We start from the raw sequence: 21,188 nt of genomic DNA on the forward strand, positions 1-21,188 counted from the left end.
CGCGATAGCTGGTTACGAACTCCTGTCACGGTCGCTCGAGCGATCCCGTCGATCGCGCTCGAGGATGACGCCGCCGGCACCGACGGCGATGTCGACGGAGACGGTCGCCAACCCGTTCTCGACGTCGGCGCTCGAGCGGGCGAGCGCGAGGCCGAGCAGTGACTGTTCAGTGGGGACCTCGCACTCGGTCCAGCGAATGCTCTCCTCGCGTTCGTAGATCCGGCCGCCGTTCGCGACCGCGACGGCGTCCGGTCCCACGGACCTGATCGCCTGCAGCGCGCCCTGACCGACGTGGATCGGCGTCCAGTTCTCGCAGCGGGGGTCGTAGCGGTAGGCGATCCCGTCGGCACCGGCGATGAACACGGACTCCTCGCCCGCCCAGATGTCCTGGAAGTCGACCTGCGCGTTCCGAACGCCGATCTTCGTCCATTCGTCCGTCGGCTCGGAGTCCGTCGGTTCCGTATCCGCCGGTTCGCCGTCTCTGGGGTCGCTCTCGGCCGAGTCGTTCCTGTTCGTATTTCCGTCCCTATTCCTGTTTTCGTGCCTGTTCGCGTTTCCGCTCGAGTCCTCCGCTCGGGGCTCGTGGTAGGCGCCGCCGCTGGTGTCGACGGCGTAGAACCCGTCAGGGCCTGCCGTCAGGCCGGGGATCGTCGAACCGCCACCGGGCTCGACCACCTCGCCCCAGGTCGGGCAGCCGTCCGCGACGGTGCAGTCGAGGACTTCGCCGGAGCCGTTCGCGACTCGAATGCGCTCCTCGCCGGTCTTCCCGGTGACGGCGATCGCCTCCCAGGTGCTCGTCTTCTCCATCGGCGCGGAGTAGTCACTGAGGTGGCCGTCTGCCACGTCGTAGTAGCCGAGCGCGCCGCTATCGCCGGCGAACCAGAGCCGACAGCCGTCGTCGGTCGCGGCGATCGACCGGAGGGTATTTTCCGCGACGCCCGGGCCGCGCTCGAGGAGGACGCGCCAGCCCTCACCGGAACGGTGGAGCAGAAGACCACCCTCACCGCAGGCGTAGGGGCCGTCCTGTCCGTGGACGACGCCGTGGATGGTCCGCGAGGTCGGCGAGTCGACCGGTTTCCAGCTCCCCGACTCGTCGTCAGCCGGGGTCCCGTTTCGCTTCCCGGGCCCCGAGTCGGTATCGGAACGGCCACCGTCGGATTGCGCTTCGACGGGGATGCTGGTACCGCTATCCGAAGCGGATCCACCGTCGCCGGCGTCGCGCTCGTCGGTGCTCTCGTCCGTTCCCGTCGGCCCGACGCGTTGGAGCCACGCGAGCGCGTCATCTAGCGACTCGTCGAGTCGATCGATCATCGCACCACCTCGTGGGCCGCCGCGACGCGAGAGCAGCCGACGCTGTAGGCTGCCTCGCGCCAGCTCAGGTCGCAGCGCTCGCGGCGATCGCGGACGTCGTCGACCGCGTCGGTGACTCCGTAGCCGAACTCGTTGGTCACGCGAGCGTCGCTCAGCCGGTCGCGACCCGCGCTTTTGACCCATTCGAGGCGAGCCGCGACCATCGTTCCGACCGTCGCCAGCACGTCGGGAACGACGGCGATACCGCGCTCCTCGAGCGCGCGCTGACCGCCGGGCGTAATGGCGCCGGTCGCGCCTTCGACGACGAGATCGGCCCGGATTGCGGCCGCGTTCTCGGCGGTCACCGCCGTTTCGGGCCGAGCGAGGACGAGTACGTCGGCGTCCCGCTCGAGGACGTTCCGCGTGCCGGTCATCGTTCCGTCGTCGTACTCGTCGGCGATCCCCGGTCGCTCGAGGTAGCTGGGGGCTAACTCCGTGTCGAGCCCGCAGTCGTCGGAGGCGGTGAGGCCGGCCCGATCGCTACACATCGCGACGATAGTGCCGCCCTGGAACTCGAGCAGGCGGGCGGCCGTCGCGCCGCGGGTGCCGGTGCCGTAGACGGCGATCGTCGCGTCGGACAGCGGCCGGTCGCGGTCCGTCTCGAGGACGTCCCGAGTCACGTGGGCAACGCTGTGCCCGCCCGCGCGAGTGAGATCTCGAAAGCCGCCCAGGGCCGGCGGTTTGCCGGCGACCGCTGCGGAGCAGGGATCGTCGACGCGGTCGGCGACGGCGTCGGCGAACTGCGCCATCGTTCGTTCGTCGGTGCCGACGTCAGGCACGAGAACGTCGCTGTCGGGGCCGACGCCGGTAACGCGGACCGCATAAGATCGGGTGAGACGGACCCGTTCGTCCCGCGAGAGCGTCGCCGGGTCGACTGCGACGCCGCCCGCGGCACCGCCGAAGGGGATGCCGGCGATCGCGGCGCTGACGGTCGTCGCGGCCGCGAGCCCGGCGCAATCGTTGCCGGTTAGCGCAGGATCGTACCGGTGCGGGCCGACGTAGGGGCCGCGAACGCCGTCGTGGCGAACGCGGTACCCGTCGCAGATGCCGCGCGAGCCGTCGTCGCGTTCGAACGGCACTGTGATCCGCTGGCGTTGGCGCGGATACAGGAGTCGCTGCTCAATCGCCTCGGGTAGCCCGAGACGGCGTGCAGCGGTCGTCGCGTACGTCCACGGGGCGTCGAGATCGGGAGCTATTCGACTGGGGTCGTCGCTCGTGTCGTGAAATGTCGTCATTGGAGGGAAGTCACCGTGTGAGAGGTCGGCCATCCGCGAACGCCACCGGCGACCGCAGACGGCTGCCGTTCATGGGAGATCACAAAAGAGGCAGCGTCGCTCCCATTCGTAGTGTTCCTCGAGACGCTCGTTGGCGTGCGTACTCGGCCGGTAGGCGTTGGTCCGGCCGTCGAGGGGGTGTTTCTCGACGTACCCTTCTTCGACGAGTTCACCCAGGTTCTGGTAGAGTCGGCCCTGGTTGATCTCCTCGTCGTAGTAGCAGTCGAGTTTGTCCTTGATAACGAGGCCGTGCGGATTGCGGTCCGCGAGCATCCGGATGACGAACAGCTGATCGCGCTTGAAGCCGGTCAGGTTCGTCAGCGGACGCGGATCCGTAATGTCGTTTGTCGCGGCATCCGAACCGTCGTCGGTACTCGGTTCATCACTGTCATCGGTGTCGGTGGGGGTGTGATTGGACATCGGTTCGTCATCGGCGGCGAGGCCGCCGAAACTACGCGCGGGGATCGAACCCGCAGCCGGCCGGATCCGGGCGTAGCGAGCGCCGTCAGGGGCCGTGTTCCTTCCGGTGTTCGCGGTAGAGCACGACGAGGAACGCGCCGAGGGGGAAGAAGCCGATGATGACGAGCAACAGCCCGACGACGACGGTGGCGGGCAGCTGCACGCTCGCGACGAAGTACGCCATGACGGCGACCGCGGCCCCGACCAACAGCGACACGCTCGAGACCACGAGGCCGAAGCTCAGCTTCCGGTACTGCCACGTGAGGTTCTGGGAGCGGTTCAGCAGGCGGATCAGGACGACGACCGGCGGGATCGTCAGGGCGATCAGTTGCAGGAGCATCAGTGCGACGTCGGTACTGGCAGTCGTTGTCATGGATTGGGTCTGGAGAGCGACGGCGGTGGTCGGACCGCGCGAAACTGCGGTAGTCGGCTGTCGATACGACTGGGAACGGTCGATCGCCGATGCGACTGCGGAGGGTCAGTTATCGAGACGGCCGCTCGACGGTCGAACCCCGGATCTCGACTGCGCGGGCGGTGAGCCCGGTCGGCGAGCGCTACCGAATCGCGCGCCGGACTCTACCGCCATTCGCGCATGTGCGAGGGACCGTCTTCGAGGTCCCACGGATCGTCGTCGGCCGACTCACCATCGGCCGGATCACCGATCCACAGCGAGCTGCCGAGGACCAGGAGAAAGACGAGTTGGCCGGCGGCGATGACGTACGCGCCGACGGTCGCGAGCTGCTGGAGCGGTGCGTACGCCGCCGGATACGTCGCGATACGCCGGGGAAGCTGCGCGAGCCCGACGAGCAAGAGCGCACCGAAGGCGACGGCAACGCCGACGATCGTGAGCCACGCGTGCAAGCGGGCGAGTCCGGGCTCGAGGCGGCGACCGGTCAGGAGGGGGAACCAGTAGTATGCGCCGGCCACGAGCGCGAGTCCGACGAAGCCGGCGAGCAGCAGGTGGAAGTGTGCGACGACGTAGTAGGTCCCGGTGTAGCGGACGTTGATCGGCACGGCGGCGAGGAAGACGCCGGTGACGCCGCCGACGACGAAGAAGCCGACGGCGGCGATCGACGCGATCATCGGCGCAGTGTGGCGAATCGAACCGCCCCACAGCGTCACGAGCCAGGTACACAGCTTCGCGGAACTCGGCAGGGCCACGGCCAGCGTGGTGAACATGAAGACCGTCCGAACGGACGGGCTCATGCCGGTCACGAACATGTGGTGGGCCCAGACGGTAAAGGAGACGACGCCGATCGCGAGCGTCGAGTAGACCGACGACCGGCGACCGAACAGCCGCCGCCCGGCGAAGCGCGGGAGGACGTGGCTGACGATCCCCATCGGCGGCAACACCAGGATATAGACCAGCGGATGGGCGAAGAACCAGAACAGGTGTTGCCAGAGCAGCGGCCCGCCACCGCCGAGGAGGAACGCGGTGCCGAGTGCGCGGTCGGCGAGCAGCAACGCGACCGTGACGGCCAGCACGGGGAAGGCGACGAGCGACATCGCCGCGCTCGTCAGTACCGTCCAGGTGAACGTGTCGACGTCGAGCCACCGGATCCCGCGGTGGCGTCGAACGGTGACGACGAAATTGCTCGCCGTCGCCGCGGTACCGACCGCGACCAGCAGGAGGCCGACGAGGACCGCGTCGACCGCCGGGTTCGACGAGAAGACGCTCAGCGGCGGATACAGCGTCCAGCCGCTGGCGACCGGCTCGAGCCCCGCCAGCCCGAGGACTCCGCCGATGGTGCCCGCTCGGATCGAGAGCGCCGCGGGGACCTGCAGCCAGAACGCCCAGACGCCAAGCCGCGGGAACGCGATGTCGTCGGCGTCGATCAATCGGGGAACGGCGGCGTACGCGAACCCCCAGATCGCCGGCAGCACGAACAGGAACAGCATCGTCAGCCCGTGGGTCGTGAAGAAGGCGTTGTAGGTCTCGGCCGTCCAGCGGTCGGGGCCCGGCGTCACCAGCGCCGTTCGGAGGAAGAGGGCGTCGAGCCCGCCCCACAGTCCCATTGCGAGCGCGAACGCGAGGTGCCAGCGCCCGAGCCGTCGGTGGTCGACGCTCGAGAGCCCGGCAAGCAAGCCTCGAGCACCCTCGAGGGCCCGTTTCGGCGTCGGTGCTCGCGTCATCGGTAGCCGTCGAACGTGAAGGCGCGGGCCAGTTCGCGAACGCCGATCAGACCGACCGTCGTCGCGGCGGTAAAGGCCGCGAGGGGATCGATCGCGTACAGGAGGCCGCCGACCAGCGGGGCGGGAACGACGGCGGCTCGAACCGCCGTCCGAACCTCGCCGGGGAGTCCAGAGCCGGGAACGGGGGCGGCGGCCGCGCTCGCACCGACGGTCGGCCGGAGCGGCGCGATCGCGGTGCGCAAGCCCAGTAGGCCGAACAGGCCGGCGACGACGACGGCGCTGGCCGGTGCCGCCACGAGCGCCATCGGGAGCAGAGAAACGGCCGTGAGACCGCCGGCGAGGAGCGCTCGCCGATCGACGTGCGAGGCGAGCGCGGGGAACGCGACCGCACCGACGATCGCGCCGGTGGCCTCTGCGAGGACGAACAGGCCGAAGACGGCGGCCGGCGCGAGCGAGAGCCCGCCGATCGAGAGCGCGATCGCCCGGTACTCGACGACCAGCAGGATCAGAAACGGCGCGATCCCGGCGATCGCTACGCGGACCAGTGCGTCGCCGATGACGGCCCAGCGCCGGCGATCGGGCAGTTGCGAAACGGCACGCCGAACCACCGTAAGCGACGAGTCGGCCTCCTGCTGATCGCGGTCTCGATCGTCAGTTACCGGTCGACCGCCGAGGAGCGGCAGTCGCTCGCGGACGGTTCCCAGCGCGACCGCGCCGACGAGCGTGACCGCGGCACCGGCCGCTGCGACCAGGGCGAATCCGGCTCCGACCGCATCGGCGCTCGCGACCGCTGCCGTCGAGAAGACCGCTGCGGCCCCCACGCCGAGCGCACCGACGACGATCCGGGTTCGACGGTCGGGGACTGTCGTTTTCCGTGGAGACTCGGCGGGCTCGAGAGCTGCGTCGTCGGCGTCCGTCTCGCTCGCGGGCGGTGCCCCAACGCGCGTATCGACCGGCCACAGGCCTCGAGCGGGGCCGGCGACGTGCCAGGCCTGGAGGAGGACGACGCCGATGGCGAGCCAGCCGAGCGCCGATAGCGGGGTGCCGAGGAGGGTATCGAGCGCGGGCGACCCCGCCCAGGCGAAGAGGCCGACCGCGGCGAGGACCGTCGACAGTACCGCGGTCGCCGTCGTCTCGAGTGGAGTCGCCGATTCATCGCCCGTTACACCGCTCGAGTGCTCGGACGCGGTGGCGGCGACGCCGAAGCCGAGGGTCACCAGCGCGCCGACGACGATCGGCCCGTAACCGAGCGCCGACAGGAACTCGGGGAGGTAGCGTTCGGCCAGCCGAAGCAGGCCGTGGCTCGCCACGAGGGCGACGAGGCAGACGAGTCGAACCGGATCGCTCCGTTCGGTGCTGTCGTTCGATGGTGGTGTCATGGGTACTGAGTCGGTGGAATCGGGTGGCCGGGGCTGGCCTGACGGCTCGAGTGGCTGCGGGATGTTCGGAAGACGGTAACGAGACGATGACACTCGCGAACGCGGGGTCCGGATCGGCCGATTCTACTTCAGGCCGCGGTCCTCGAGCGCGTAGGCGATCCGCTCGAGGAACTGCTCGGAGCGAATGAGGATCCCGGCGACGTGGGGAGCGAGCCGATTACCGATCCGGGCTCGCTGGTGGGACTCGAGGGCGACGTAGACCTGGATCGCGAGGACCGGGACGGCGACGACGTTGAAGACGGCCGTGAACGTTCCCGAGATCGTCCCGCCGGCCGTGCCGGGCGGCGGAACGAGCCCGAGGCCGCCGAAGACGAACTCGACGACGACGCCGGCGGTGACCGCCGCGAGGAAGAACGCGCCGGAGATCACGGCGGCCATGCGGGTACCGTAGTACCGGCGGTAGGTGCGGACCAGCGGGAGGATCAGCAGGTCCGCGAAAATGAACGCGAGGACGCCGCCGAAGGAGACGCCGTTCCCCCAGAGGACGACCGCGAAGGGGACGTTACCGACGGAACAGAGGAACGTCAACACCCCGACGACGGCACCGAGAACGGCGTTCGAGACCGCCCGCGCGAGACTCCCCTCGGCACCGACGCCGAAGAGCGCGGTCCACCACGCGGTGGGGACGAACACGGCCAGCAGCCCGGCGATGACGAAGCCGAACACGATGTCTCGCCAGAGCATGTCCCACTCTTTGACCGCGTTCGCGGTCGCCGACCGCCAGCGGTCGGCCGCGAGGAGTTCCGGACCGGCGGTGACCGCCTCCCGCTCGGTTTCGGGGTCGTAGGCGCTGCGGCAGCCACCACAGCAGAAGTACCGCCGTTCGCCGTCGAACTCTTCTTCGAGCGTCTCCTCGTCGGCCGGATCCGCGGCCATCCCGCAGGTCGCACACTCGGTCTCCTCGAGCGCCCGTGCGTTGGCTCGCGCTCGTTCGATCCAAGCCTCGGGAACGAATCGCCGGTAGACGATCCCGACCACGACGACGGCGACCAGTCCGCCGACGATCTCCGCGGCGGCGAACTGCCAGCCCAACAGCACCGTGACGACGAGCGCGAGCTCGAGGACGAGATCCGTGCTCGCGAACTGGAACGCGCCCAGACTGGCCGGGGCCGACGCGCCCCTGGTGAACAGCGTTCGGGTCATCGCCACCGCCGAGAACGAGCAACTCGAGGAGGAGGCACCGAAGAGGGTGCCGTAGCCGATTTCTCGCCAGCCGTCGTCGCCGAGGTAGTCGGTGAGTCGGTCCTCGGAGATGAACTCCTGGACGGCACCGGTGATGGTGAAGCCGAGGACGAGCGCCCACCAGGTATCCCAGGCCATCCGAAACGCGATTATCGCCGCCTCGCCGAGCGCCAGCAGGAACGCGCCGAGAATCCCCGCGAGACGGGTTGCGAGGGCGAGCCCACCGCTGTTGGAGGCGGTGATCGCCGGTTCGGCCGGCCGAACCGCAGCAAGCAGTCCCGGCCGGAGCGTTCCGTGGTCGATCGCCGGCGGGAGTAGCCAGGCGAGCGGTCCTCCCGGCGTGAGCGCGAGGCCGGACGCGTCGGTGATGGGGTGTATCGCTGAGAGCATGGATGGATGGATATCGCCGTGATCGTCGAGCAGCGGCAGGAATCGAGCGCGGTGTCCGAGCGGGGACGCCGATCGGACAGTGGCGGCTGTGCTGTCGAGCCAGGAGGTCATCCGCGCCGAGGGCGCGTCGTCCGGGCCAACCAACAGTCATAACCAATGGTTTGATGCGTATAAAAATGGACGAAACCTAGAGAATATAGACCGACAGCAGGGACAGAGTCCGGAGCGAATCCGGACCGACTATCCGAGGCTGACCTGCCGAGAGAACCGACTCGAGAGGCCGTTCCCGCTCGCGGGAACGGCCTTAGCGGGCCAACAGCCCGATCTCGCGGTGGCGGTTGTAAAGATAGGCGAGACAGACCGACACTGTCGAGACCAGAAACGCGACTATCGCGATCGCGATCGCGAAGCCGAATCCGGCGACCAGTCCGGCGAGCGTACCCAGAACCAGCGGTGCGGCGACCGCCGCTCCGACGTAGAGCTGCCGGTCGGGCGTCCACGAATCGCTCTCCGCCGCGACGAATTCGACGTCGCGCCAGATCGCCGGCAGCGTCACCGCGCCCGCGGCGGTGACGACGATCAAGAGGGCGATGCTCCCGAGTCCCGTCGTCAGCACCGAGCCGCCGCCAGTGAGGCGGGCGAGCGAGACGATCCCGAGCAGACTCAAGACGGGATAGCCGATCAGGACGTACCAGTACCACGGTGCACGATCGGTCGGATCGACGGCTGCGAAATCACCACGTGACATGACGCATCCGCCGTATGAGCGCACCCCTGATAAGCTATATAGATCCATAATATTATCGAACAAAATAATCGAAACATACATCTAGAGCGGCCGATGAGTCCGTATCTTTATTGTAGACGGTTTCAGTATTGTGTCAGTTTATACCACTGGCAGCGCTAGCCGGGGTGCACGGTCGGACCGCACTGACGGTTCGATCGCCAGAAAACAAATGATCGGTGAACACGCATTCTGTCCGACCAGCGGTGCATCTCTCTCGCGAGATGTTCACTACGATGAACGCGGCCGTCCGGAGCGGGTCCCACAATCCGACGACCTCGCTCCGAGCGCCTCCCTTGAGGCCCCGCTCACAACGGGGAACCGGCGGTCCTCGAGGCGTGCCCTCGCGACCCACTTCCGGCGGTGTCACCGCCGGCACGACGAGCCGAACGACAAACTCTACTGTCGCGGCGCGCTGGCGCTGGCCCGGCTCAAACGGACGGCAACGGGCCGCCAGGAGTACGACGTCATCGTCTGGTACGCGCTGGGCGAACGGCTCGCTCGCGACGGGTTCGACGTGAACTGGATGGCGGCCCACGCCGAACCGCGGTGTCCGGAGTGTCACGGTCGGTTGACCTATGTGCCAGGGGTTGACGGGCTACTCGGCCGTTGTGGCGGCTCCTGTCGTGGCACCCGTGAGGACCGACTCGACACCATTCGGGAAACCGTCCGCTCGCTGTTCGCCCGAACCTTTCCCGATGATCCAACCCCTGACACCGATGCACTCGAGCTACTGTGACCGATCGCGACGGGTATCGCGGGTCCGCTCGAGCCACGGAAACGTCGAACATGCGCCTACTGACGGTGCTTACCGCTTCGCAGTCGAGTACCGACGAGGTCACGGCCGTGATCGAACGCCACGACCTCGAGTACAGCCTCACCGACCACACCGACGGCGAGAGCCGGACGATCACGGTCCCAGCGCCGGCGCACGCGGTCGAACCGGTGGAGGACGATCTCGCGTCGGTCGACGGCGACGTCGCCGTGGTCGTCGAAGAACCGATGGCGATCGTCGGAAACGACTGGGAGGGCTCGCCGCCCGACGGGCGACGCGAGTGGCTCTCGTTCGAGCGCATCTCCCGGAGCGAACTGCGTTCGAAAGCCCAGTCGCAGCTCCCCTCGCTCGTCATCTTCACCGCGATGACGGCGATCAGCGGTATCGTCGCCACTACCGGCGTCCTGCTGGATTCGCTGGCGGTGCTTGTCGGTGCGATGGTGATCGCTCCCCTGCTGGGGCCGGCGATGGCCTCGAGCGCCGCGACCGTCCTCGACGAGCGCCGGCTGTTCGTCCGCGGCGTCAAGCTCCAGCTCGTCGGCATCGGCGTCGCCATGACGAGCGCGCTCGCGTTCGCGGCGTTCGCACGGACCTCACGGGTCGTCGCGGCCGCGGTCGACCTCCAGGCGAGCCTGGGGCTCGGCAGTCACGGATTGCCGCCATCGTTGCTCGTGACCGTCGCGGTCTGTTCGGGTATCGCTGCGGGACTCGGAATGGCGACAACCGGCATCACGGACCTCATCGGCGTGATGATTGCGGCCGCGATCATGCCCCCCATCGGCGTCGTCGGCGTCGGCGTTGCCTGGGGCGAGCCTGCAGCCGTCCTCGGCTCGCTCGTCGTCGTCGCGGTCAACGTCATCGCGATCAACGTCGGTGCGATCGCGACCCTCTGGACCGTCGGCTTTCACCCCTCCGATCGCTCCCGAATCAGGACCACCAGAGGAGCCATCCTCCGACGCATCCTCCTGCTGACGGCGTTACTGCTGGTCGCGATTCGACTCCTCGAGGCTCTCTCCAACGGTCTCTGAGCCGTCCCGACACCACCTTGCCCTCCAATGACTGATGATCCTGCACGATCCGCGTCCGACGACGGCGATCAGGCACGCGCCGAGACTGCCAACATCGACGACGGGTCAGCAACCGTTGCGGATCCCAGTACCGACACTCATAGCCACACTGACGCCGAGCCGGAACCAGCCGAGCGGGCCGGTGCCGGCGATCGAACTGACAGCAACGACCGTGACGACGGCGACGAAGCGTCGCTCGGCCTCTCCCTCGTCAGCTACGCGCTTCGATTGACGGTCGCCGCGCTGACGGCCGGCGTCCGACTCCTCCGGGCTATCGGCCGGATCGGCGCGCAGTATCTCACCGACACGCCCTCGCGCCGGCGGGCCCAGCGCTGGCTCCTGCTCGAGGGCGACCGGCTGGTGATCGTCGGCTGGTTCGTCGCAGGGATCTTCGCCATCGCGTTGCTCCTCGGCGTCAGCGACGTTATCGGCGTCCGAGAGAGCCGGTTCGTCACGACGATGTTCAGTACGATGATCGCAGGGCTGTTCTCGTTCATCCCGATCGTCGTCGCGGTCAACCAGCTGATCATTTCGCGCCTGTTCGGCACGCCGGATCGGCTCACGGATCGGATTGACGGCGTCCAAGCGTTCCGCAGTCGCGTCGAGGCACAGACCGAGGGCAACGGCGTCAGCCCTACCAATCCGGCCCCGTTCCTGGCCCGATTGGCCGGCACGCTCGGCAGTCGCGCCGACGAACTCGCGACCGTGTGCGACGACGCCTCGAGCGCGGGCGAGGGCCGCTCGGACGATAGCAGCGAGCGCAGCCGAGTGGCCGACGCCGTCGACGATACCCCGATCTCCGCCCTCGAGTCGATCTGTCGCTTCGCCCTGCGAACGCGCGAGCACACGAGCCATCTCTCCTCGCGACTCACCGGCGGGACCGAGTCGGTGTTCGCCGTCGTCTTGCCGACGATCGATCACGACTACGCCGGCGCAGCGAACGAAGCGCGGCGGCTCGAGCACAGATTCGACGAGGAGCTGTCCGCTCGAGCGTCGTCGCTGCTCTCGGAGCTCCGAGAGCTGTTCGTCACCGCGGACGCAACGCGGCAGTACTTCACGACGATCTACCTCCAGCGGGAACTCGCGCGGCTGTCGCGGTTGATCACCTACAGCGGCACCGCCGCGATCTTGCTCTCGACGCTGGTCATCATGATCTACGCGAGCGGCTACCCGCCGGTCGCCTTCGAGGGATGGCTGCTCGTGCTCGTGAGCGCCGTGCTCGCGGTCGCGTTCAGCCCGCTCGCGGTCCTGTTCGCGTACGTCGTTCGAATTTCGGCGATCCTCAAGCGGACCTCCGCACCGGGTGCGTTCACGCCGCCCGGTGAGTTCCACCGCTCCTACGAGGCTCGCGGTGCCGTCCGTCCGGCGGATTCGGCGGGTGTCACGGAGCCGACCGACGCCGAGTTCGGAAGTGAGGCTGAGTCCGCGAGCGACGCCGAGTCCGCGAGCGAGGACGGCCAGTGACCGGGCGTCGCTGCTCCCGGCGCGCCGTCCTCGCAGCAGTCGGGACGGCGGCCGGATCGCTGTCACTCGCGGGCTGTGTCGACACCGACAGCGAGTGGATCGCCGCTGACGTCCCCACTGACGCGGCCCTATATGATGTGGTGCAGACTGCAACGGGAGCCTACGCCGTCGGCGAGGACGGAGTCGTTCTCGCCCGCGATGGCAGCGACTGGACCGTTCGCCTCGAGCGCGGGCTCTCGGATGCGGGCGACGGCCTTCGCTCCGCGGCGGTCACGAGTAACGGGCAGGCACTGTGGGTCGCCGGCGATAGCGGTGCACTCGGACTGTACGACGTCGTCGCTGACCGGGTCGTGGATTACTCGGCCCCGAAGGAAAAGACGACCTCCTGGACGGCGATCGCGGCCGCCGGGCTTGCCGGCGACGAACGGCTCACGGCCATCAACAGCTCCGGGGAACTCCTTCGGGGTCGGCGCGACGGCACGGAAATCGTGTGGGGCGACGTGAGCGAGCCCGGCAGCGGCTCGAGCGTCACCGATATCGACCTCACGCCGCTGGCGTACGGCTACGTCGTCGACACCGACGGCGGTGTCTTCGAGTCTCGAGACGGCGGCGTCTCGTGGAGCCACATCGGGCTCGAGGGGGCGGGAGTCGACTTTGCAGCGGTCGCGGCGACGGATAGCGGCCACGTCTCGGTCGCCGGCGGCAACGGCATCGTCTACACGTACAACGGCGTCGACTGGTCGCGAACGACGCTGGGCGAGCAACCAATCGTGACGCTCGCACGGAATCGCGACACCGCGCTGGCTGTCTCGTCGGCGGGAGTGATCTACGAGCGCAGCTTCGACGGCTGGACCGAACTCGCCCGACTCCATCCGGGCAACGAACTGCGTTCGGTCGCGCTCGGCACCGTCCGATCGCCGCAACTGGTCGTCGGCGAGTCGGGAACGGTGTTCGAACGACGGTACTGAGTGGTGGTAGATAGTGCCCTGTTGAATAGCTTTTCTGCACCCCATCAAAGAGGGAAACTGTAGCGTAGCACGGTTCGTTTAGCAGCTGTGGATAGCGTACGTATCTGGCTTAGTGGCAAGAAAGAAGAGCGATTTCTGAGATGTTGTCCGTCGACCTCTCGTTGATGACTATAGCACACCTACCCCGACGCCGTACCCCTATTCAACAGAGCACTCGGATCGCCTCTCACAGTTCACCAGTCATTCGATTGTGTGGTGTGTTAGCAGGGGCAGGTATAAACCTTCTCTGAGAACTATTTACTTAGAACTATTCTATATAATTACTGTCGGCGACGTACTCCTCGATAGCGATCAGCAGTCCCTTCGAGCCGGAAGGAATGACGCTCGAGCAGCTTCCTCCGTTCGAAGAGTGTCGCACACCGTCCGCGTCGCTCGATGCGAGAACGGTCCTACTCTGACGTAGCGCCGACGCCGGCGGGGTTCGAAGCCGTGGCGCTCGAGCAGCCGTCGGGAAGGGCTGTTGTCGAGCGCGACGAGCGCGGTGGCGCGCCGGGCTCTTGGTGCCGAAGGCGGCTCCCTCGAGCGTCGCAACGTACTCGATCATCACCGTCACCGTGATTCCCATTTGTGTGAGTGCGTCGTAGGCGGTTCGACCGTACTGATTTCGGGTCAGCCGCCAAAGTTGTGGCAGCGGTCGACCTATTTCGGCGCCGTTGGAATAAATATCTGGAGTTAAAACCGAGTTTTCATCCGCAGCTATGTCGATTTGCGCTCGTGTTTGTTGTAACTATATAGAATATCGAATGGAGTTATAGGCGCTCGAGCGCTACCCCGGATCGCGATTCATGTCCGAACAAACAAGACGCGATGTGCTTCGGCTCGCGACCGCAACGACCGCTGCCGGCGTTCTCACGCTCGGCTCGGCGGCGACCGCACAGTCGAACGAAACCGGGTGGCAACAGGTCGAATCACCGACCGGGAAGGCGCTAAACGACGCCGTCGACACCGCTTCAGGGCCGTTCGCCGCCGGTGCTGACGGCAACGTTCTCGCCCGACACGAGGACGGCTGGCGAACGGTCGTCGCGTACGGGCCGCAAGCCCGGAGTCGGCGGCTGACCGGGATCGACGCGACGGACGACGGCAAAGCGGTCTGGTTCGTCGGCGGGAGCGGCGTCATCGGCGAGTACGACGTCGAGACGCGAACACTGACGAACTACTCCGCGCCGAAGGGAAAGACGAGCACCTGGGAGGACTGCGCCGTGCGGGGAACCGCCGGCGAGAACGAGCGCGTGTACTTCGTCAACGGCTCCGGCGAACTCCTCGTCGGCGTTCGACAGGACAGCGGCGCAATGCAGTACCAAGAGGTGATCAAACCCGGCGGCGGGTCGACAATCCCCGGTATCGACTTCCACGCGCGAGAGGCGGGCCACGTCTGCACCACGAGCCAGTTCGTCGGGGAAACAGTCGACGGCGGCGGGACGTGGGACCAGATCGGCATCGACTTCGCGGGCGGCGCGTTCTTCGACATCGCGAGTCAGGGCGCGCGGGACGTGAACGTTGCCGCCGGCTCCGGGATCGTCTACCGGTACGACGGCTTCCGGTGGACGCCCCACGTCGTCGACGACGAGCGACGCGCCATCCGCGCGATCGACCGCGGCGGGGCCGACGGACTCGCGGCCGGCGACGGCGGGATGATTCTCGAGCGCCAGTCGGCGGGTCAGTGGCAGCAGTACGAAACCGGGATCGAATCGAAACTGGATGGCGTCGTAAAAGGGTCGTCGTACGACGTCGCGGTCGGTGACGGCGGCACGATCCTCGAGCGTCGGGTTGGAGACACTGATACCACCGATGGAATCAGCACCGACACCGGCGACGGCAACAGCACTGACACCGGTGACGATAACAGTACAAATTCGACGGCGCTCGAAACGGCGACCCGCTCAGCGATCGTGCCCACCGCCGAACCGCTATCCGTCGACCACTACGTCGAGGGTGAGTGGGTCGCGCCGCCGGAGCAGTGAACTACCCCACCCTAGCGCTCGCCTGACGGCTCGCGCTTGAGGGCGGGGCTTCCTGTTTCCACGACGCGCTTTGCATCCACAACGGAGGACACAGGGAGCACAGTCTCCACAGGCGTTGATTCGGAGCGTCCCGCTCCTAATCGCTTTGTGATACCGCGAGAAAGGATGTTCCACGCCGCGTTCGCATCTCTATCCGCTTCAAACCCACACGCCGGACACGAGTGTTCGCGGACCCACAGCGGTTTTTCGGTCGAAACGCCGCAGGAGGCACACTCTTTCGTCGTCCCTCGCGGGTTCACGTCGACGAAGTGCGTCCCCTCGCGTTCGCACTTGTATTCGAGCATCCGCAGGAACGTTCCCCACGCCGCCCCCGCTCGGTTCCGCGAGTTGCCCGGTAGCTCGACCAACCCATTCGCGTCGAGGTCTTCGACTGCTACGAGGTCGTACTTCCGAGCGTAGTACGCTGAGAGCTTGTGGAGGAAGTCACGACGCTTGTTCTTCAAGTCGGCGTGGCGTTCGGCCACGATGAGACGTTGTTTCTCCCAATTAGCAGACCCGTGCTGTTTCCGCGAGAGGTTGCGTTGGGCGCGTTCCAGTCGCTCACGTTCGCCGGACAGGTCGAGCGATTCGACGGCGGTTCCGTCCGTGTCGTGAGCGTACTTGAGAATTCCCACGTCGATGCCAACGCACTTCTCGGGATTTTCTGGCGTCTCCGGCGGGTCGTCGGGCGTCTCGACGCCGAGGATAGCGTACCACTTGCCGGTGGGTTCCTGCTTGACCGTGACGGTCTTAATGTCGGCGTCGTCGGGAAGGTCGCGGTGGAATGTGATAGGTATCTCACCGAGTTTCGAGAGCCACAGTCGCGTCCGATCGCTCGTGTTCTTGAGCTTGAAGCCGGATTGACTGTAGGTGAAACTTCGGTACTCGCCCGGTGCCTTCCACTTGAGCACCCCCACGCAGTGGCCGTTCTCTTTGCACCCGCGAAGCGTCGAAAGGTTGTCGTACAGACGTTGAACGACTTTCTGAAGAACCTTCGAGTGAACGTCTTTCAGATCGTTCCACCACTTCTTGAGACTCGGCAGGATTTTCTGCTCGGAGTACGCCGAGGTGTCGTCGCTCCGGTTGAGTCGGTGGAGAAAGTGGTTGTAGACCTGCCTACAGGTATCGACAGTCCACGCTAACTGCTCTTCGAGCACGTTGGACGGGTGGAGTCGATACCTGTAGTTGTAGTTCATCGAGTGGTGCTACTCGTCGGGTTCGGTGGTTCGGACGACTTTCACGTCCGCGCCACGCCAGTCCTTCGGGACGAGAACATGAGCGCCGTTGCCGGTGGCTTTGACTGTCCCGTCAATGACTTCGTGGCCTTCTATTTCGTGCCTATCCATTACCTGTGTTTACACTATGTTTCAACATAAAGGTAGCGGTGGGCCTGTGGACCGAGCGTTGAACGTGTTTGAGAACTGTGCGGCGCTGTATCCCCTCCCTACTCGCTCCCTTCAGTCGCTCGTTGAGGAAGGGGCCTTAGCGCCCCAATTCAGGTAAAACCGTCACGGCCGGCTCAGCCTCCCGCTCGACTCACTCGAGCGTGTACCAGTTGAAGCGCTCGATCGCGTAGCGATAGGCAACGAACGGCACGAACAGATTCGACTCGTCGTCGGCGAGTTGCGATTTGAACCGCTCGAGACGTGTGACGAAGACCAATAAACGGCAAGTACGGGACACGCTCTACTCCGAACTTCGAGAGAAAACGGAGTTACAGGCACAACTCGTCCAAGCCGCGATTCGTCGAGCCGTCGAAGCCGTCAAAGGCGTTGTCGAACGGTGGAAGAAGGGACAGCGCGTCTCTTATCCGACGTTCACCGCCGAAACGATGGACTACGACATGCGGAGCGCAATCTTCTACCAACGCAAAGCGTCGCTGGCAACCGTTGAGGGTCGGGTCGAATGTCCGTTCGTTCTCCCGGCAGACAGCCCGACCCCCTACGAGCGGTATGTTCTCTCCGAGGGCTACGAGTTCCGCGAGAGTACGCTCCGATACGACGCGGCAACCGACGAATTCTACCTCAACATCTCGACGCGGCGGTGCGAGTCGGATGGCGTTGACGAGACGCAACGCGTCTCGTTCGCACACCAGAACGCTCCGCGTTCTGGGGACGACGACACAGAGGTTTCGGCAGATACCGGGCACCCCGACCAAACGGTCCTCGGTATCGATCTCGGCGTCAACTCACTCGCCGTCTCCTCAACCGGGCGCTTCTGGCAAGGTGACGACTACGACCACTGGTGCCGCGAGTTCGAGAAGCGACGTGGTGAGATGCAACAGCGCGACACGATCGTTTCGTGGACGATTCCCTGATCGATCCCCGATATCGAGACGTTTTCGTTTATGATTCTGACGAACGGGACCGGTATCGGCATCGCCATTCCGATCGTCATCGCGCTACGAAGCGTCGCTGCCGGCCGATTCATCGAGACGGGATCGATCGAGATGGGGTGTACGCGAGTAGGCGAGGAAAGCAGCCCGAGCATGGACACAGCGTGGCGCAGCATCTGCATTATCTGACGGCCAGTAAGCAACCTCCGAGCAACCGGCAGACGCGACGGCCAGCGCTGTCTTTCAACTAGCAGATCAAAGCCATTGTGGTGACAGGCCCACCCACCAATATCTGTTGGCGTTGGACTCAACAGGATCGCATCCCTGAATTCATCTGTCGCGTCATCCCCCAGTACGCGACGCGCCCGCCGATCCCCGGTCATCTACCGGTGGGCGGTTTTCGAGATACCGAGCTGCGAGTGACATCCATCAGGCCAGAGAGTACTTATCCCAGGTCGTGATAGGCCCGACTGTCGCGTGCGAGGCACGCGCGACGCTTCGATCATCCCGCTCGGCGTCAGTTGTTGCCAGACGCTTACGCCGGGCTCAGGGCTTCGACTTTGAGGTGTATTATCTGTCCGGGCTATTCCTCAGGGGTTTCGACCGAGCGGTAGACTTGTGAGCGTAATTCAGATGCTCGGTCTTCCTCAATTATCTCCTTATTCTCAAGTTCGTCGATAATCCCGGCTATCGCTTCACAGAGTTGCTCTGGGTGGTCAATTCCGGTTTTAGATTGGTCTTCCATATGGGGCCTCCCACATCGAGTGTATTCAACAAAAGGGGTGCAAAAGTCGTTCAGCAGGTTCGTCACTATCGTCTGGATAGTAGCCCTCCGAGACGACGTATCGTATGTCGTAGTCCTCGCAAGCACTGTTCGACGGTGGGCGTTTGCGTGCTCGACGGCGTCGGCGATCGCATGGACGTAGTCTCGCGAGACGAGCGGGGCGCTCGAGTGGTCGACTACGATCGGGTCGTCGCAAATCGGGCACTCGCTGCTGGCTTGCTCGAGATCGGTCACAAGACCGTCACCTGGATTTCGTGTTCGGTGATTTCCTTGAGACACTCCCGATTCAAAATTCTAGGGTCCCACTGGTATTCGCCGTCTGGGTAGCGTTGATGCTCGAGTTGATTCGGGCCTTCGGCAACCATCGTCACCCAGATATCCGAATCGGGTGCTCGATCGCCTCGAGTAGCGCGGCCTTGCACGCCTCACTATCAGCCTGCGTAATTTCGTCTTGCTTGAGTGTCTGTTCCATGAGGTCGTAGGCCTCTGCAACGAGTTCGTGGGCCGGGTTCGGGTCGTCACTCATTCCGACTCACGTTCCCGAACTAACTCATCCGCCACCCGCTCGGACAGTGTGAGACTGTCAACGTCCCTTGGTCCGTCGCCTGTGTGATATGCACGCCGCCATCTTCGAGTAGCACCACGGTCGTCTCACAGGCGACCTGCTCGCCGTGAAAGTCGAACGTCTCGTCGGCGGTGAACTCGCCGGCTACGCCGTCGTCGGTCGCGCCGGTCATGTGCTCGAGTTCGGTGTCGATGTGGATACTCATCGGCGACCACCTGTTCGCTGTTGTTCTTCGCGTCGACGGCCAGCGCGTAGTTGGCGATCGCTTCCGCTGGGGCGAATCCGTGGGCCTCGAGTGTCGCGTCAGCTTGCGTGGCGATGAACTGTTTGCCGTCCCCAAAGACGGCGATTGTATAGCACGACTCGGCGTCGTGCATGTCGCGGTCAGCCTGACGGTCAACGTGTTCGAAGTCTTCGGGTTGTTTGGTTTCACTCATTGGAATCACAGTCTCGCACTTGGTCGGCTTCATTCGCCAGCGCCTGCTCGAGCTTCCCAGCTTCCCACTCTCGGCGCTGCTCAAGTAGTGCCTCGCCGCTCGTCGTGAGTGATTCGTTGGTTCGTCGGTCGCGCTGGCCTTTCTCGACGAGGCCAGCGTTGACCAACGTGTCGAGATTTGGATACAGCCGGCCGTGGTTGACTTCGAACCTGTAGTAGTCCTCAATCTTATCCTTGATTGTCACGCCTTTCGCGGGTTCTGCAGCAGCGATTTCATACAGCAGGTCACGTTGGAATCCGGTCAGTTCTGTCACCGTTTTCGTGGCATCGTGTAATCATAATTATATTTCAAATTACTTGGTGATACAGTATAAACGTACCCTCAACAGGTGGATTCGCTGCTCTACTAGAATGGTAAGTCAGCTATTCTTTCATTAAGACAAGAGGTCCGTGATCATGCCATCGCTGGTCGAACACCTATCGAATCAGTCGTCGGACAGAGCGTATGGCCGACCAAGGACTCACACCGGAGGAGAGCGCCACACTACAGGCGTTACTCGTAAAGAATCAGCGCGTCGGGGCGAAGAAGGGCGACAACGAGCCCTAGGAACGAGGGACGGCTATCGCGCGTCGGCTAGATCCACGAATGACGTGCCGTCCACGACGAGTTATACACCGTCGACTCTGATGAGTTGCCAGTAAGTGATAGGGACAAAAGTAAGAGACAACATTATCTCCATGCCAGCCCTGCACTGTATAGGAATTGGGGCAGCAATTCCGGACTTGACCATGACCCCTCCCTCCCCTACTGATACAACAGATACATTCGAAGATAATCTTGCAGACCTAATCATGACGGCCTTTGGGACGTCTGGACCTCACCAAATGCTCTCGCTGATTGAGGTTTGAGGCACGTACGCGCTCACACTCACTGAGCGAATATTCCGAACATATGTAATCAGAATCCGAAGATAGATTCCAAAGAGATGGAGCAGGACGTTCTGGTTTGTGCGGCATCGACCGGATCCACGGGACTCAGATCGGCGGCTTACCGAGGAAGCGCTTGATGATCCGTCGTTCGGCGCGGTGGAGGATTCCGCTCGCAGCGCCCTTGCTCACGCCGAACGATTCGGCGAGTTCTGTGAGCGTACACTGGCGCGGACTCTCATAGTACCCGCGCTCAACCGCCTCGACAATAAACTCCAGCTGGCGATCGGTCAGCAGTGCGGTCTCGTCAGTTGATTGCTGGATGGCGGAGAGGTCGTACGCGACTTCAGCGGCATCGAACGCGTCTCCGAGTTGAGACAAGCGCTCCTGTGAGGTCGTCAGATCAGCGCTGGCCCATCCTCCCCGGATCGGAAGTGGGAACTGAATGAGATTCCCCGACTTGAGGATTGCGCGGTGTGGCGCGGGAACATACGATATCTCGTACTGGATGACCGTTCGCTGATCGTCAGCGTGCAGGACTTCGTATTGGGGCAGTAGCTCCTCCTCGTCAAGCGCCTGTGTGATCGAACGCTTCGGTGCTCCGATGTCGAGGATCACGATCAGTCCGTTTTCCGTCGGGAAATTAGAGACGATTCGAAACTCAGTCTCTGGGCGGGCTGTCGAGAGCGCGCCAAGTTCCCCGGGGACCTCGAATGTAAACTGTGCTCTGGGCATTCGTCTCCTCCCGATGCTCCCCGTACGGCAGCGATGCTATACATGTTTACGGTCACGGTTA

23 protein-coding genes and 1 pseudogene are annotated in these 21,188 nt (G+C 64.8%); 7 read left to right on the forward strand and 17 right to left on the reverse strand.

The window, feature by feature from the left end:
* Nucleotides 1–12: 12 nt before the first annotated feature.
* The 8 genes from HYG81_RS40465 to HYG81_RS40500 form a co-directional block, all read right to left on the reverse strand.
* Complete coding sequence (locus HYG81_RS40465) at nt 13–1,311, reverse strand: hypothetical protein (protein ID WP_226778218.1); 1,299 nt, start codon at nt 1,309–1,311, stop codon at nt 13–15.
* Nucleotides 1,308–2,585 (reverse strand): Glu/Leu/Phe/Val family dehydrogenase, encoded by a 1,278-nt coding sequence (locus HYG81_RS40470; RefSeq protein WP_226778219.1) that lies wholly within the window; start codon nt 2,583–2,585, stop codon nt 1,308–1,310. Before HYG81_RS40470 ends, HYG81_RS40465 begins: the two co-directional genes overlap by 4 nt.
* A gap of 69 nt (nt 2,586–2,654) precedes the next feature.
* Entirely contained in the window at nt 2,655–3,044 is a 390-nt protein-coding gene (locus HYG81_RS40475; RefSeq protein WP_226778220.1) for a helix-turn-helix transcriptional regulator, read from the reverse strand.
* Between the two features lie 85 nt (nt 3,045–3,129).
* Nucleotides 3,130–3,456, reverse strand: a complete 327-nt coding sequence (locus HYG81_RS40480; RefSeq protein ID WP_226778221.1) for a hypothetical protein — start codon at nt 3,454–3,456, stop codon at nt 3,130–3,132.
* 203 nt (nt 3,457–3,659) lie between these two features.
* A complete protein-coding gene (locus tag HYG81_RS40485; RefSeq protein WP_226778222.1) occupies nt 3,660–5,216 on the reverse strand; it encodes a cytochrome c oxidase subunit I in 1,557 nt (518 codons plus the stop codon).
* Nucleotides 5,213–6,595 (reverse strand): transporter, encoded by a 1,383-nt coding sequence (locus HYG81_RS40490; protein WP_226778223.1) that lies wholly within the window; start codon nt 6,593–6,595, stop codon nt 5,213–5,215. The genes HYG81_RS40485 and HYG81_RS40490 overlap by 4 nt, the downstream gene beginning before the upstream one ends.
* A 123-nt stretch (nt 6,596–6,718) precedes the next feature.
* Nucleotides 6,719–8,371, reverse strand: a complete 1,653-nt coding sequence (locus tag HYG81_RS40495; RefSeq protein ID WP_226778224.1) for a permease — start codon at nt 8,369–8,371, stop codon at nt 6,719–6,721.
* Nucleotides 8,372–8,531: 160 nt separating this feature from the next.
* Nucleotides 8,532–8,975, reverse strand: coding sequence for a hypothetical protein (locus HYG81_RS40500; protein ID WP_226778225.1), 444 nt, complete (start codon nt 8,973–8,975; stop codon nt 8,532–8,534).
* A 208-nt stretch (nt 8,976–9,183) separates the two neighbouring features.
* Between HYG81_RS40500 and HYG81_RS40505 the strand changes: the two genes are divergently transcribed.
* The 4 genes from HYG81_RS40505 to HYG81_RS40520 are packed head-to-tail and all read left to right on the forward strand — an operon-like array spanning nt 9,184 to nt 13,285.
* The gene (locus HYG81_RS40505; RefSeq protein ID WP_226778226.1) at nt 9,184–9,750 is read left to right on the forward strand and encodes a single stranded DNA-binding domain-containing protein; all 567 of its coding nucleotides are present in this window, start codon (nt 9,184–9,186) and stop codon (nt 9,748–9,750) included.
* Complete coding sequence (locus HYG81_RS40510; protein ID WP_226778227.1) at nt 9,747–10,814, forward strand: TIGR00341 family protein; 1,068 nt, start codon at nt 9,747–9,749, stop codon at nt 10,812–10,814. The genes HYG81_RS40505 and HYG81_RS40510 overlap by 4 nt, the downstream gene beginning before the upstream one ends.
* 27 nt (nt 10,815–10,841) lie before the next feature.
* Nucleotides 10,842–12,317, forward strand: a complete 1,476-nt coding sequence (locus HYG81_RS40515) for a cbb3-type cytochrome c oxidase subunit I (RefSeq protein ID WP_226778228.1) — start codon at nt 10,842–10,844, stop codon at nt 12,315–12,317.
* Nucleotides 12,314–13,285 carry a WD40/YVTN/BNR-like repeat-containing protein gene (locus tag HYG81_RS40520; protein ID WP_226778229.1) on the forward strand — a complete coding sequence of 324 codons (972 nt, stop codon included), beginning with the start codon at nt 12,314–12,316 and terminating at the stop codon, nt 13,283–13,285. Before HYG81_RS40515 ends, HYG81_RS40520 begins: the two co-directional genes overlap by 4 nt.
* Nucleotides 13,286–13,592: 307 nt before the next feature.
* On the opposite strand, the gene HYG81_RS40525 is transcribed toward HYG81_RS40520, so the two are convergent.
* Nucleotides 13,593–13,889 (reverse strand): hypothetical protein, encoded by a 297-nt coding sequence (locus tag HYG81_RS40525; protein WP_226778230.1) that lies wholly within the window; start codon nt 13,887–13,889, stop codon nt 13,593–13,595.
* A 241-nt stretch (nt 13,890–14,130) separates the two neighbouring features.
* On the opposite strand from HYG81_RS40525, the gene HYG81_RS40530 reads away from it, so the two are divergent.
* The gene (locus HYG81_RS40530) at nt 14,131–15,306 is read left to right on the forward strand and encodes a beta propeller repeat protein (RefSeq protein ID WP_226778231.1); all 1,176 of its coding nucleotides are present in this window, start codon (nt 14,131–14,133) and stop codon (nt 15,304–15,306) included.
* Between the two features lie 11 nt (nt 15,307–15,317).
* Here HYG81_RS40530 and HYG81_RS40535 read toward each other — a convergent pair whose 3' ends face one another.
* The 3 genes from HYG81_RS40535 to HYG81_RS45495 all read right to left on the reverse strand — a co-directional run bounded on the left by HYG81_RS40535 (nt 15,318) and on the right by HYG81_RS45495 (nt 17,007).
* Nucleotides 15,318–16,541, reverse strand: a complete 1,224-nt coding sequence (locus HYG81_RS40535; protein ID WP_226778232.1) for an RNA-guided endonuclease InsQ/TnpB family protein — start codon at nt 16,539–16,541, stop codon at nt 15,318–15,320.
* A gap of 9 nt (nt 16,542–16,550) precedes the next feature.
* Nucleotides 16,551–16,691: a DUF2080 family transposase-associated protein gene (locus HYG81_RS40540; RefSeq protein WP_226778233.1), complete on the reverse strand. Its 141-nt coding sequence runs from the start codon at nt 16,689–16,691 to the stop codon at nt 16,551–16,553.
* Between the two features lie 190 nt (nt 16,692–16,881).
* Nucleotides 16,882–17,007, reverse strand: coding sequence for a hypothetical protein (locus tag HYG81_RS45495; protein ID WP_255647797.1), 126 nt, complete (start codon nt 17,005–17,007; stop codon nt 16,882–16,884).
* Here HYG81_RS45495 and HYG81_RS40545 point away from each other — a divergent pair.
* Nucleotides 16,976–17,638, forward strand: a pseudogene (locus HYG81_RS40545) (nuclease/transposase family protein); the annotation flags it as partial. The gene HYG81_RS45495 and the pseudogene HYG81_RS40545 overlap by 32 nt on opposite strands.
* A 54-nt stretch (nt 17,639–17,692) precedes the next feature.
* Nucleotides 17,693–17,869 (forward strand): hypothetical protein, encoded by a 177-nt coding sequence (locus HYG81_RS40550; RefSeq protein ID WP_226778234.1) that lies wholly within the window; start codon nt 17,693–17,695, stop codon nt 17,867–17,869.
* 394 nt (nt 17,870–18,263) lie between these two features.
* On the opposite strand, the gene HYG81_RS40555 is transcribed toward HYG81_RS40550, so the two are convergent.
* From HYG81_RS40555 to HYG81_RS40575, 5 genes are all read right to left on the reverse strand, one after another.
* Nucleotides 18,264–18,698 (reverse strand): hypothetical protein, encoded by a 435-nt coding sequence (locus HYG81_RS40555; protein WP_226778235.1) that lies wholly within the window; start codon nt 18,696–18,698, stop codon nt 18,264–18,266.
* A gap of 133 nt (nt 18,699–18,831) precedes the next feature.
* Nucleotides 18,832–18,990: a hypothetical protein gene (locus HYG81_RS40560; protein WP_226778236.1), complete on the reverse strand. Its 159-nt coding sequence runs from the start codon at nt 18,988–18,990 to the stop codon at nt 18,832–18,834.
* 19 nt (nt 18,991–19,009) lie between these two features.
* A complete protein-coding gene (locus HYG81_RS40565) occupies nt 19,010–19,234 on the reverse strand; it encodes a hypothetical protein (RefSeq protein WP_226778237.1) in 225 nt (74 codons plus the stop codon).
* Nucleotides 19,235–19,458: 224 nt separating this feature from the next.
* Complete coding sequence (locus HYG81_RS40570; RefSeq protein WP_226778238.1) at nt 19,459–19,779, reverse strand: PadR family transcriptional regulator; 321 nt, start codon at nt 19,777–19,779, stop codon at nt 19,459–19,461.
* Nucleotides 19,780–20,500: 721 nt separating this feature from the next.
* Complete coding sequence (locus HYG81_RS40575; protein ID WP_226778239.1) at nt 20,501–21,127, reverse strand: helix-turn-helix domain-containing protein; 627 nt, start codon at nt 21,125–21,127, stop codon at nt 20,501–20,503.
* Nucleotides 21,128–21,188: the final 61 nt, after the last annotated feature.

This window comes from Natrinema zhouii, assembly GCF_013456555.2.
In the GTDB taxonomy this organism is placed as follows: Archaea; Halobacteriota; Halobacteria; order Halobacteriales; family Natrialbaceae; genus Natrinema; species Natrinema zhouii.

Coding starts and splice junctions, on each gene's coding strand:
- HYG81_RS40525 (WP_226778230.1), bottom strand. CDS start 13,889: ATGATCGAGTACGTTGCGACGCTCGAGGGAGCCGCCTTCGGCACCAAG.
- HYG81_RS40530 (WP_226778231.1), top strand. CDS start 14,131: ATGTCCGAACAAACAAGACGCGATGTGCTTCGGCTCGCGACCGCAACG.
- HYG81_RS40565 (WP_226778237.1), bottom strand. CDS start 19,234: ATGAGTATCCACATCGACACCGAACTCGAGCACATGACCGGCGCGACC.
- HYG81_RS40500 (WP_226778225.1), bottom strand. CDS start 8,975: ATGTCACGTGGTGATTTCGCAGCCGTCGATCCGACCGATCGTGCACCG.
- HYG81_RS40515 (WP_226778228.1), top strand. CDS start 10,842: ATGACTGATGATCCTGCACGATCCGCGTCCGACGACGGCGATCAGGCA.
- HYG81_RS40575 (WP_226778239.1), bottom strand. CDS start 21,127: ATGCCCAGAGCACAGTTTACATTCGAGGTCCCCGGGGAACTTGGCGCG.
- HYG81_RS40485 (WP_226778222.1), bottom strand. CDS start 5,216: ATGACGCGAGCACCGACGCCGAAACGGGCCCTCGAGGGTGCTCGAGGC.
- HYG81_RS40490 (WP_226778223.1), bottom strand. CDS start 6,595: ATGACACCACCATCGAACGACAGCACCGAACGGAGCGATCCGGTTCGA.
- HYG81_RS40550 (WP_226778234.1), top strand. CDS start 17,693: ATGATTCTGACGAACGGGACCGGTATCGGCATCGCCATTCCGATCGTC.
- HYG81_RS40475 (WP_226778220.1), bottom strand. CDS start 3,044: ATGTCCAATCACACCCCCACCGACACCGATGACAGTGATGAACCGAGT.
- HYG81_RS40470 (WP_226778219.1), bottom strand. CDS start 2,585: ATGACGACATTTCACGACACGAGCGACGACCCCAGTCGAATAGCTCCC.
- HYG81_RS40560 (WP_226778236.1), bottom strand. CDS start 18,990: ATGAGTGACGACCCGAACCCGGCCCACGAACTCGTTGCAGAGGCCTAC.
- HYG81_RS40465 (WP_226778218.1), bottom strand. CDS start 1,311: ATGATCGATCGACTCGACGAGTCGCTAGATGACGCGCTCGCGTGGCTC.
- HYG81_RS40505 (WP_226778226.1), top strand. CDS start 9,184: ATGATCGGTGAACACGCATTCTGTCCGACCAGCGGTGCATCTCTCTCG.
- HYG81_RS40480 (WP_226778221.1), bottom strand. CDS start 3,456: ATGACAACGACTGCCAGTACCGACGTCGCACTGATGCTCCTGCAACTG.
- HYG81_RS40540 (WP_226778233.1), bottom strand. CDS start 16,691: ATGGATAGGCACGAAATAGAAGGCCACGAAGTCATTGACGGGACAGTC.
- HYG81_RS40535 (WP_226778232.1), bottom strand. CDS start 16,541: ATGAACTACAACTACAGGTATCGACTCCACCCGTCCAACGTGCTCGAA.